This window comes from Chondromyces crocatus (genome assembly GCF_001189295.1).
In the GTDB taxonomy this organism is placed as follows: domain Bacteria; phylum Myxococcota_A; class Polyangia; order Polyangiales; family Polyangiaceae; genus Chondromyces; species Chondromyces crocatus.
In genome coordinates, this window is record NZ_CP012159.1 from 1,177,048 (window position 1) to 1,188,642 (window position 11,595).

The 11,595-nt window shown below is 66.2% G+C and carries 9 protein-coding genes; 4 read left to right on the forward strand and 5 right to left on the reverse strand.

All coding sequences use genetic code 11. The annotated features are described in order from the left end of the window. Positions 1 to 1,052 precede the first annotated feature (1,052 nt). Together CMC5_RS04480 and CMC5_RS04485 are read left to right on the forward strand one after the other, a co-directional pair. Positions 1,053 to 1,868 (forward strand): hypothetical protein, encoded by an 816-nt coding sequence (locus CMC5_RS04480; RefSeq protein ID WP_050429253.1) that lies wholly within the window; start codon positions 1,053 to 1,055, stop codon positions 1,866 to 1,868. A gap of 101 nt (positions 1,869 to 1,969) precedes the next feature. After that, positions 1,970 to 2,353: an SPW repeat domain-containing protein gene (locus CMC5_RS04485; protein ID WP_050429254.1), complete on the forward strand. Its 384-nt coding sequence runs from the start codon at positions 1,970 to 1,972 to the stop codon at positions 2,351 to 2,353. Positions 2,354 to 2,474: 121 nt separating this feature from the next. Here the strand turns inward: CMC5_RS04485 and CMC5_RS04490 are convergent, their stop codons facing one another. From CMC5_RS04490 to CMC5_RS04505, 4 genes are all read right to left on the reverse strand, one after another. Continuing rightward, positions 2,475 to 2,774 carry a hypothetical protein gene (locus CMC5_RS04490; protein ID WP_050429255.1) on the reverse strand — a complete coding sequence of 100 codons (300 nt, stop codon included), beginning with the start codon at positions 2,772 to 2,774 and terminating at the stop codon, positions 2,475 to 2,477. A gap of 93 nt (positions 2,775 to 2,867) precedes the next feature. Continuing rightward, positions 2,868 to 3,926: a hypothetical protein gene (locus tag CMC5_RS04495; RefSeq protein ID WP_156338193.1), complete on the reverse strand. Its 1,059-nt coding sequence runs from the start codon at positions 3,924 to 3,926 to the stop codon at positions 2,868 to 2,870. Positions 3,927 to 4,175: 249 nt separating this feature from the next. Beyond that, positions 4,176 to 7,121 carry a hybrid sensor histidine kinase/response regulator gene (locus CMC5_RS04500; protein ID WP_050429257.1) on the reverse strand — a complete coding sequence of 982 codons (2,946 nt, stop codon included), beginning with the start codon at positions 7,119 to 7,121 and terminating at the stop codon, positions 4,176 to 4,178. A gap of 15 nt (positions 7,122 to 7,136) precedes the next feature. Beyond that, on the reverse strand, positions 7,137 to 7,898 hold the full coding sequence (locus CMC5_RS04505; RefSeq protein WP_245678293.1) for an alpha/beta fold hydrolase: 762 nt from the start codon (positions 7,896 to 7,898) through the stop codon (positions 7,137 to 7,139). Between the two features lie 740 nt (positions 7,899 to 8,638). Here CMC5_RS04505 and CMC5_RS46825 point away from each other — a divergent pair. Continuing rightward, positions 8,639 to 9,103 (forward strand): TM2 domain-containing protein, encoded by a 465-nt coding sequence (locus CMC5_RS46825; RefSeq protein WP_063796208.1) that lies wholly within the window; start codon positions 8,639 to 8,641, stop codon positions 9,101 to 9,103. Between the two features lie 74 nt (positions 9,104 to 9,177). Next, on the forward strand, positions 9,178 to 10,971 hold the full coding sequence (locus CMC5_RS04515) for a hypothetical protein (protein ID WP_050429259.1): 1,794 nt from the start codon (positions 9,178 to 9,180) through the stop codon (positions 10,969 to 10,971). Between the two features lie 184 nt (positions 10,972 to 11,155). Here CMC5_RS04515 and CMC5_RS04520 read toward each other — a convergent pair whose 3' ends face one another. Then, entirely contained in the window at positions 11,156 to 11,587 is a 432-nt protein-coding gene (locus tag CMC5_RS04520) for a hypothetical protein (RefSeq protein ID WP_050429260.1), read from the reverse strand. Between the last annotated feature and the right edge of the window lie 8 nt (positions 11,588 to 11,595).

The window sequence follows — 11,595 nt, forward strand, 5'->3', positions numbered from 1 at the left end:
GCATCATCGAGGACCAAGTCTTCCGGACCCTGGCCCTGGGAGCCGCTGGTCTCTGCATCGCGCTACCCCCGCTCCTTCCCCTGACCCGCGAGGACGGGGCGCTGGAGCCTGCTGACAGTGCCGTGCTGTCCGCCTGGCTCTCCGCCGCCCGTGAAGCTCCTGTTACCCTCGTTTTTGGCGAGCAAGATCGCAACATCCGCGTCCTTACACCCGTGTCCCTCGCCCAGCTTGCTGCCGAGCTTGCTCCCCCTGACTCGGGACCCTCCTCGACGTGTTCATCGTCTCCGCCTTCAACCGTGCCACCCTCGTCGGGACGTGAGTCCGTATCGCCTCGGGTCGACGACGACGTGCCCTGCATCGATTCGGAGGGAGTGCAGCCTTCGAGCTCACGCCGCTTGCTGCCCGACGCGGCGACGCTGTTTGGAGAGCCGCGCTTGTATGCTGACCCTCCCACGCTACTGGGCGTTCTCCCTCCGGTTCCAGAGCCCGGGACGCTGCCCAGCGCGCCTCCGGTCCAGCTTCCTGCTGCGCCTCGGTTGCCGGGGGTCTCGGTGGCTGCCTCGCTGTCCGGCCCCGAGCTGGGAGCGAGCCCCCTCGATGGCGTTCGAGCAGATACTTCCCTTCGCGGTGAGGGGCCAACGCCGCGACCCACCGTCGGTGCGACCCCAGCACGTGACACCCGCCCGCGCGGGGTACTTCCCCCGCGCTCCAAGTCACGCCGCCCCGAAGCGCCCGCCTCCGAGCCGACGCTGCCTTCCGCGACGCCTCCCTTGGTGCCCGCCCCTGAAGCATCGCGCGGAGCCAGTGAAGGCCCTTCCACGCCTCCTGCGGCTCCTGTGAGGAATTCTCCTTCCATGGGGACCAAGGGATCCACGCCCAAGGGGGACTCTGTGGCTCATCGGCCGACGCAGACACCAGCCTCCTCCTCACCTGTGGCGTCCCGAGGCGGGGTGCATGGCCAGGATGCTGTGCCGCACGAGCCAGATCTTCCACCCCTTCGTCATTCGACCCCCCCACCTTCCCGCGTCCTGAGCGCGGCGGAGTGGCGCTCCATGGCCATCGCGCTGGACGACGCGCGTGGCCCTCGTCCGGTCCGTGTCATCGAGCAGCTCTTTGCGAGTCATTATCTTCCGTTGCTCGGCGCCACCCTCTCGGGCGAAGCCGACGCAACCATCCGCTCGGTGGTCGAGACTTGGCGTGCGAGCTTCGAGCGCAGCTACCGCGAATCTTTCTCGGCGCTGCGGGTGACCGGGAAGCGACCGCCGATGGTGCTCGACGCTCCTGACCTCGCGGCGCGCATCGGGAGGCTCAACGGTGCGCGGGCCGTCAAGCTGCTCCTCGTCGATTCCATGCGTTACGATCTCGGTGAACGAGTCGCCGCCCGTCTGAAAGACACTCTCGAAGATCGCGCGGCGCTCGTCGAGCGCACCATCCTCTGGTCCGCGTTGCCCACCACCTCTGCCACGCAGCTCGCGTTGCTGTCACGCGGCCCGGAGGCCTTGCGGGATTCCCTCGCCGTCGACCCGGAGCCCGCCATCGCGCGTGGTCGCGCCGTCTCCATGCTGAGGAGAGAGCGTGCTGGTCGTTGTGAGCTGATGAAGCTCGATCTGGTCGAGGCGCGCCTCCGGAATGCTGGTCCCCCGCTGCCGGAGCGGCTCGAGGGCATCGCGGAGGAAGTGACGGAAGTCATCGCGCGTTTCATGGACACCTTGCCGCCGCGTACGCTGGTGCTCGTCTTCGGGGATCACGGTTTCCGCATCGGTTCGCTCTCCGATGGTGTGAGCACTGGCCCCGCGAGTCAGGGAGGGGCTTCTCCAGAAGAAGTCCTCGTGTCGGCCCACGCTTGGCTCGTCGGTGGCGTGCACTGACAAGGCATCGTACCGATGCCCGCGCATCACGCTGCTCGATCGCTCCTTCCGCGGCACACGTAATGCTTCCGATCCGAGGAGAAACCTCTCGGGAGGGAGCCATGAACATTCTCAATTCTCGGATTCACGGCTACATCGATTACGCGCTGGTGGCGTTGCTCGTGCTCGCGCCATCTCTCTTCGGATTTGCAGGGGTTGCCGCGACCATCTGTTACATCCTCGCCGTCCTGCAGCTCGGGATGAGTCTGCTCACTGCGTATCCACTCGGTGTGGTGAAGGCGATCCCGTTTCCGGTGCATGGCGGCGTGGAACTCGTTGCTGGCGTATTTCTCCTTGCCGCTCCCTGGCTCTTCAACTTCGCCCACGTCGCCAGTGCGCAGATCTTCTTCATCGTCGCCGGTGTCGTGCTGGCCATCGTGTGGCTCGTGACGAACTACCGCACGGCCGAGGCGGAGATGACGGTTGGTCGGAGCTACTATCGCTGAGCTGGCATGGGACGCTTCCCATCTGCTCTGGGCCTCCCGCTGGTCGATGCCGCGTGGAAGGACTGCTCCCATCGGTGACACCCCCAGCGAACTCCTGAACGGCTCGAATGCAGCCCTACCGTCAATCCTCTTCCCAGCGGGGTAGAGGTGGGGAGGGACGAGCCGCCAAGGCCCGCTCCAGATCGAGCACCTCTGCCCTCATCCGTGCTGCCTCGGTCGCCAGTTCGGCGTCTCGGACGAGCCATTTCTTGCTGGCGCGGATCCCCTTTCCGAGGTGGCGTCCGGCCATGTACATCAAGCGACCGAAGAGGGAGGTCGCGTAAGGACCGACGCCTTCGGTGCGGTCCCGCTCATCGAGGCGTGCCCTCAGCTCGCGAATCCTGGCGCGCAGTGAATGGACTTCACTCCTGTAGCGAGACATGGGCATCCACTATGGCTCCCCGGGCTGTCGCTGCACAGCGAGGGAGCTGTGGAGGAAAGGGGGCGGAGCGCTCCTGCGGGACAGCTCGGCAACTCACGAACCGGGATGCCGGCGTCGAGAAAGCAGGGCGAGCAAGGAAAGAGCGCCGAGGAGCAGCCCGACATGGGAGGAGTTTGCAGCCACAACGAGCTGGCAGCCGCCAGATGTTGTCGACTGTGCTTCGGGCGTCACTCCAGGGCCCGGATGATGCTGGAAGTCATCGTCGATCGGGTTGATCCAGTCCGCACATTGCCCGCCTGGATAGAGAGCTGCCTCATTGAAATCGATGAGGGAGAAAGGGCTATCTGGATCCGCACGATATCGGCATGGCTTGCAAGTCACCGAGGAGGAAACGCCGTCATTCCCTGCGAGATCTTCGATATCGACACGGAAGCAGTACGCATCTGCGAGTTGAGGAACCACCAGCTCCGGCGCACCGGAGATGTAGAAAGACTCTGATCCACCCTGTGTGATCCGGCGCCAGCTCCCGACCGCATTCGTGAGTGAAGCGTCGGTGAACGCCTGGATTGTGTACATGAGCGGGCTAGCGTCCTCCGGTTGAGGAGAGCCATCGACGTGCAGGGTCACCGTGAACGCGCCCAGGTCGACACAGCTTCCGACAGCGGCGTCATCGTCTTTGTGATCGTACAGATCGAACCAGAGCGCAGGGCTCTCGGTGGGGCCCTCCACATCGGGTGGGGCGGCTACGAACGCCAGGTTCACCGGAGGACACCCTTGGGAGGCGGGGCAGAACGTTCCAGAGAGAAGGACTTGCTGTCCGGGGATCGGCGGAGGCTCGACGACCACCTGAAGTCCTCCCGCCCGGCTTCGTTGCGCCTGCGCAGCTTCGACGAGGGTCGCCGGTTGACCATCGACGAGCACCGAGTAGAGCGGCACCCCCGCTTCATCGAGGGTGATGTCGAGGACGCTGAAGAGGTGAATGGGAAGGTTCGTCGGCCACTGTTCGGCGCTGGTGGTAGGCAAAGTCCCATGAACACCAAGTGCGGGTGAGCACGCTTCGGCGCGCGGTGCAGTCACGAGCGCCGCGAGGGCGAGCGACGAAGCAACAAGAAGAGGCATTGTTCTCATCAAGAAATCCTCACCAGTCGACACGCCCAGGGAAGCCTCGTCTTTCTGTCATCAGAGCCACCCTGGAGAAATTTGCTGTCGTGCGGATGCAAGCCTCTGGCCACTGGTTAGGCGCTGCGAGGCATGTCAGGACGCGGCCTGATCCGAGGAGCCGTGAAGGGGCATCGACTCGCATTCTTCCGTGGTGAGGAAGACAGGGAGGGTCGGGCGTGTGCCAGATCGTGTCGATCGCTCCGGCGCCCAGCTCGTGATGACGAGGAGGCGACATCGGTCTCAGCGAGGTTCCTGAGCAGCTGGCGTGGGCAGTGAAGGAGGGCGTGTGATCGGGCGCCGAAGCGAGAGTTCTCGAACGACGGCTTCTTGCTCGGTGAGCACCGACGCGAGCATCGGCTGCGTATCGATCCCAGCCTCCACGGCGCGCTCCAGTTCGCTACAGGCGCGGGACAACCGAAGGGCGCCCACCATCGCAGAGCTCCCTTTCAACGTGTGTGCGGCGCGCTCGAGCAGCGGCCTGTCTTTCTCGGCGTGGGCCTTGCGAAGCTGTGTCGCGAGTTCCGCCAGATCTTTCAGGAAGGTGTCCATGACACGTCCGAGCGACGACGCCTTGCCACCAAACAGGTTGCTGAGACGCGCCCACACATCCGGATCGAGCGCCGGATCCCCATCGCGACCGACCGTTGGCTGTGGGGTGAGAGAGAGCGGCCGTGGCGATGGGGTCGTGGAGCGCTCCAGCGCGGCAGCCAGCTCTTCGAACTGAACCGGCTTGGCGACGAAGTCGTCCATGCCCGCCGCGATACAGCGCTCCTGATCGCCGATGAGCGCGTTGGCCGTCATCGCCACAATCCGAGGTTGAACGAGCCTGTCGTCGTCGAGCGCGCGGATGGCACGGGTTGCGGTGAGGCCATCCACGCCCGGCATCATCACGTCCATGAAGATCATGTCGTAGGCGCCCGTCTTTGCAGCGTCGATTGCTGCCTGGCCATCCGTGACCACATCCGCCGTGTAGCCCAGCCGATCCAGCATGAGCAGCGTCACTTTCTGGTTGGTCGCGTTGTCTTCGGCGAGCAGCAGGCGGAGTTGCCTTCGGTGTGATGCTGCTGCTGGTGTCTGCGTGGTCGTCGGGGACGACACGCGCGCGTCCGGGGGGAGGGTGACCGCCAGCAGCGCATCGCGGAGCGCACGTCGTCGGATCGGCTTGCGGACGAATCCGGCGATGTCGAGGTGAGCCCCTGCGCCATCCACCGGCGTCTCGCCACCCACCACCAGCATGATCACGGACTCGATGGGTCGGTCGTGGAGGTCGCTGAGCTGCTTCGCGAGCTCCCATCCCGATTGTTCCCCGAGCGAGGCGGCGATCAGGGCGACCTTGAAGCGCAGCCCTCCCTCCAGAAGTGCCAGCGCCTCGTCGGGAGACGCCGCGTGCGTAATCTCCATCCCCCATGCCTCGGCGTGACGCGACACGATGGCTCTGCTCGAGGCGCTGTGGTCCACGACGAGGGCCTTCGATTCCTTGAGCGAGGCGCGCGCATGGGCATCCGGAGCGCGGAGTGCGGCAGAGATCGGGGCAGGTGTGAGTGGAAGCGAGACGCGGAAGGTCGACCCCTTCCCGACCGTGCTTTCAGCATGGATGGAACCCCCGAGCAGCTCGCTGAGCCTCTTGCTGATGGCGAGGCCGAGCCCGGTTCCGCCGAATTCACGCGCGATCGACGCATCTACCTGGCTGAACGACTGGAACAGTCGGCCCATGCGATCCGCCGGGATCCCGATGCCCGAATCGTGGACGGCGAGGTGGATCGGCCACGGCTCCCCCTCGCCATGATCGTCGACAGCAGGACCGGCGGCCGGGGGGGCGCGGTTCACCTCCACGAGGACCTCTCCCGTGCGCGTGAACTTCACCGCGTTGCCGATGAGGTTGATCAGGATCTGGCGCGTCCTCGCTGGATCCCCGGTCACCCGGAGCGGAAGATCCTCGGCGATGAGCGCTCCGAGCTCCAGCCCCTTCTCCGCCGCTCTCGGGCCGAGCAACACCATCGCCTCCTCCACGCACGTCCGCAGATCGAACGAGATGCTCTCCAGCTCGAAGCGCCCCGACTCGATGCGTGACAGATCGAGGATGTCGTTGATGATGGTGAGGAGGGCCTCGCCGCTCGAGCGGATGGTCCCCACGAAGTCACGCTGGTCCGCCGTCAGCGGCGTCCCTTCGAGTAGCGTGGCCATGCCCAGCACACCGTTCATGGGCGTGCGGATCTCGTGGCTCATCGCGGCGAGGAACTCGGACTTCGCTCGGTTCGCCCTCTCCGCCTCGGCGCGTGCCACGTCGAGGGCCTGGTTCTTGGCCATCAGCTCCTGGCTGGCGAAGTGCTGCACGGTCACGTCCACGAACACCCACAGACGTCCCTGAACCCCTCGCACCGAGGTGGGCGTGCTGGACACAGCGAAGACGCGTCCCTGCTGCGCGGCTCGCTGACCTCGTGCGGGCTGGCCGGAGAAGATCCACCGCTGGTCGCGCAGCTCGGCCTGGGGTGAGCGCAGCACCTCGGCGAGGCGTGCGCGGATCTCGTCGCGGTTGTCGGCGCGCGCCTGCAGCGCTCCCATCGCCGTGGCGACCAGGTAGGGAGCGACGGCTCCCTCCGTCACCTGGAGCAGCTCGGCCGCGGCGTCGTTGACCCACGCTTCGGACCCGCTCTCATCCATGAACACCAGCCCATGCGGGAGCGTGTGCACCATGGCGTCGAAGCGCGCCCTCAGCTCCTCGGCGCGGAGCGCCTCCGCTTCGACCTCGGCGAGAGCACCGAACAGGACCGGCATCGTCTCGAGCATGGCCTTCTGCTCGGGGGGGTAGGGGACGCTGTCGTGACGGATGAGCACCGCGGCCCCACGCAACCCGCGCCGTGCCATGAACGGCAGGATGGCGGTGCTCCCCTGGAGCATGGTGGGCAGTGGGCTCAGCGGCGACCGGGTATCACGGTAGACGCACTCACCGCTCGTCAGCGCGTCCACGATCATGTCCGGGCTCACCGCGATACCTTGTGGGAGCGCCGCTGGCACGCTGGCCAGGACGAGGGCGGTCACCGGATCGGCTTCCTGGAGCACCAGGCCCACGTCGGCGTTGCATCCTTCGCGTACGCTCGCCAGCACGCGCTCCAGGTTGTTCTCTGCGCCGGCACGCTGGTTCGCCGCAAGTGCCGCGAGCACGCGTCCCGTGAGCTCCGCCCCCATCACGTCATCATCGCATCACCCGAGATAGGAGTGAATGAGCTGCGTCGTCGCCTCGGGCGCGCTGATGTGAGGAAAGTGCCCCGAAGCCTCCACGGTCCGGTACGTGGAATGCGGGATCCTCTCTGCCATATACCGGCCCACGTGCTGCGGGACCGCGAGATCGCCGGTGGACTGCACGACGAGCGTTGGTACCGTGAGGCGAGGGAGGTCCTCCCGGTGGTCGGACTCGAGGATCATGCGGATGACGGCCTGCGCGATGTCCGGGCGGATCGACGAGAGGGACTCGGCGAACTCCACCGCGAGGTGAGGGCGATCGGGCGTGGCCATCATCGCGCCGGCGTAGCCCGCAGCCCAAGCGTGGTAGTTCGTCGACATCGCCTCGTAGGTCGCGTCGATCTCATGAGGGTCGAAGCCGCCGCGATAGACCTCCTCGTTCACATAGCGCGGCGAAGCACCCAGGAGGATCAGCTTCTCGAAGCGCTGAGGCTGAGCGATGGCCGCGAGCAATCCGATCATCCCGCTCATCGAGTGCCCCACGAAGTACACCCGCTCGGCCTGCGCCGCGCTCAGCACCTCGAGCAGATCCATCGCGTAGCCATGGAGCGTCCCGTAACGCCGCGGGCTGTAGGCTGACCAGTCCGAGAGCCCGTGGCCCACGTGGTCGAAGAGGAGGATCTGGTAGTGCGACGAGAGCACTTCCACCTGGCGCCGCCACGCCGTCTGGTTTGCTCCAAAGCCGTGTGCGAAGACCAGGATCTTCTCCCCGGCTCCCATCATCTGGACATGGTTTCGGCGCATCACGTCACTGCCCGCCATACCGACCCTCCCGGAAGACACCATCGCACGGCCTGATGACCTGACCCAATCAGGAGAGCACGCCTCGCGATCGTTCTCTCACTCTCTCAGCGTACGGGTAAGCGCGTGAACGCGCTGGCGTTTGGTCATCGCAACGGGAATGTTTTGCACCATCCAGTGCGCCACAAAACGACCCTGTGAACGTTTCGGAGATCTCGATGGCCGTGCATCGAGGACGTGCCGCTTGCTGGGGCACCTACCGATCCCTCGCAGAGCGTGCAGCTCATGCGCGGATGAACCGCTGACGTTCCTGGCGCAGTTCTCTCTCCCGTGCCCGCGTCACTGCCGTGGCAAGGCCTCCAGAAGTCGAGCCCGCCGAGGACCTCGGTTGTCTCGAAAAACAGGCGGGCCGTTCGTTTTGGGGTCCGGACGACGTGAGAGCGCAAAGGATGGTGGGGTTACGCTACCATGCTCGCTGAACGGCAAGGTGGGCCAGCCCTCCTCGTCAAAGCTCAGGAGAAACCAACATGAGCTCAGGCAATGGGTACCCGCCTCCGCCCGGTGGCGGTTGGGGCAGCGGCTCGGGCAGCGGTGGCGGTGGATGGGGATCGTCGCCGCCTGGTGACGCCTGGGGCACACCGCCTGGTGCGCCCCCTCCGGGTGGAGGCTGGGGGGGACCACCCCCCGGCGGCGGTGGTTGGGGCGCACCGCAGGCGGCTCCCATGGCGCCGTACCCCTCCTCGGCCATGGTGCCCTACTCGGACAAGGATCAGGCGACGGCCTTCGTGCTCTCTGTCTTCCTGGGGTACCTTGGCGCGGATCGGTTCTACATGGGCCAGACCGGGCTCGGTGTCCTCAAGCTCCTCACGTGCGGTGGCTTCGGCATCTGGTCGACCATCGACGCGATCCTCATCGGCATCGGCTCCATGCGCGATGATCGCGGCCTCGTCCTCAAGCGTGAGCCGATGGTCGGGCACCCGCAGTACAGTCAGACGACCCTCTTCGTGCTGTCGTACTTTCTCGGTATCTTCGGCGCTGACCGGTTCTATCTGGGCCAGACGGGTCTCGGTGTCCTCAAGCTCCTCACCTGTGGCGGCCTCGGTATCTGGGCCCTCATCGATGCGCTTCTCATTGGGATGGGCAAGTTCCGTGATTCGGCGGGCAACTCGCTTCGCTACGAGTCCTGAACGGTGACGGTGCAACGACGAACCCCTCCAACGCCCTGCCGGCCTGAGATCCTGGCGCTGAGCGGGCTGCTCGCATGACCGCAAAACAGACCGCAAAGAAGGCACCGAAGCCTCGGCTGCCCGACGCACAGTTCGCCCACCTGAGTGATCAAGAGCGGCGCGCGCTCAAGGAACTCGCCGAGGTCGAGCGCGCCATCGCCATCCTCGAAGGGCGCAGCGACTCCAGCGGAGAGGACCTCGCGTTCGCGCGGAAGGAAGCCGAGCGTCTCCGCGAGGCCGTCACCTCCGCGCTCGATCGCGTCGATCTGAACCTCCGCGAAGCGCGCCGAGCGCGGCTCCATCGGGCGCTCGGTGCCACGCTGCTCCTCGGTGCCATCGGTGCAGGTGCCTTCCTCGTGCTGCCTCGCGCACGCAGCTACATGTCGGAGCGGGCTTCGGTGATGGAGGCAATCGACAAGGCATCCACACCGTTCTTGCGGGAGGGATTCGAGGTCACGGAGTCTCGTTCCTCCCGAGGGTCTTTCACGCTCTCTGCCGAAAGGGGCCGCTGCTACATCGTGGTGGCCGCAGCGGAGACCGGGGCGGTACGCGTGAAGGTGGAGCGAGGCCCCATCTCGACCGAAGGTCTCTCGGTCGGCGTCTGTGGGTGCGGTATGGAGCCGCTCCAGGTCAGTGCGGCCGGAGGAGAATCGGTCGAGCTGCGCGTCCTGTCCGCACCCGCTTCGACCAGCGGTGGGGCCGACCTGCTGCACATCCTGCCCACTCCCCCCGAGGCACACATCGCCGAAACTGCTGATCGTCGCTGCGCCGAGGAGGCCATCGACTCCTTCATCGCTGCGCATCCCTCCGCAGGGGCCGGGGAAGCGCGAGAGACCCGGCTCGAAGCGCTGGGCCTGCGCCGGGTCGCGTCGGCTCCTTCCTCGACACCGCTCGTGGTGCTCCCTGCTCTGAAAGAAGCGTGCTTCCTCGTCCAAAGTGACGACCCGGCGGACACGTTGAGCCTCCGTCTGCCGGGAGGCGAGCGACCCATCCAGAAGGCGCGCGCAGCGATCGCCAGTTGCGGACGAACGCTCGAAGGGGTGAGCGTGTGGCGTGAAGGTCGCGGTGAACTCACCGCCTTCTCGGCTCCAGCGCGTCGTGCAGGAGGCCTCCTCGGGATGCGGGAACTCGCTACGCTCGCAGGGCGGCAGGCCGAGCTCTGGGTCCCCCCTTCGGACCAGGCTTTCGACGCCTCGGCGACCCTGATCGCCAGCGGCCTGGGCCCTCTCGGGCCAGATGAACCGGCCACCACCTCTGGCAAGGATGGCGCGCTTGCAGGAGGGGCTCACGCGATGTTCCTCGCGGCCTCCACCGACGCCCGCTCCCTCCTCGACGTGCCCGAGAAGGCACCGGACATGCTGTGCCATCCTCCCGTCCATCTCGGGGTCGCCCATGGTCTGTGCCTGGAGACGCGTCCGGGTGCACTCGGCCTTCCGAGCAGCTTCCCACCCGGCGCAGTGCGGGCCAGGCGCCCCTTGTGGCTCCCCATCGCCCGTGGAAATCGCGCCCAGCAAGAGCGGGTGCTCGAAGTGCTCGCCTTCGCGCGGCGGATGTCCGTTGCCGGGTTCGAGCTGACGACCTTGACGGGCTTCGTGGAGATCCCTGGCGGTGTGGAGGTCACGGGCCGCTCGGGCGAAAAGGAGGTGGTGGCGTTGGTGCTGAGCCAGTCGCCGCCCTACGTGTACCCTCTCACCGACGGTCCTGCGTGGACGCTGGCGGGAGAGCCCCAGATCGTTCAGCTCCCGGCGGGCAAGTCGGTGAAGCTGAAGGCCACACCAGCACCCGTCGGCCCGCGAAGCAGCCGGGAGACCATCCTCTGGCGGCGCTAGCACCGCGCACCTCAGGACGGGGGCCTGCCAGTCCGCAGGCCCTGCTGGTCGCTCCCCACGTCGCATCTCGGCTGGCCGAGAACCCTGGGCGGGCTCGGGGAGCGGTGAGCCACGATTCAGAAGAAGAGACTCGTTCTGCCGTCTCCGGAACGGACCCGTCGGCGCGACACGTTCCGGGCGAAGCTCACTTGGCGTGACAGAAGCTGTTGATGTCGCCGACCAGCTTGCTGTTCTGAGTCGCCAGATCCGTCAGCTGCTTCAGCGAACCCATCGCCTTCACGGGATCGCTCTCCATGCTCTGGCCTGCGCCACGCGCCGCAGCGGAGAACTCCGTGTAGGACTTCTTCATGTCGTCGCGGAATTTCACCAGCTCGGGGGTCTTCACCTCGACTTCTCCGATGGTCTTCACCGCGGCGTCCAGATCGTCGGCCATCTTCTTGAAGACGCCGGCGTCGGTGCCCTTCATCCCCTCGGAGATCTTGCCGCTCTCCTGGTTGAGGACCGTGATCAGCTTGTTGCATTCCTCGACTTTGCTGTTGCACCCCGCGGTCAGGAGGAGCGCGAGCGACACAAGGGGAAGGCAGACGAGGCGACACGCGACGGAGCCGTTACGCATGATGAGTT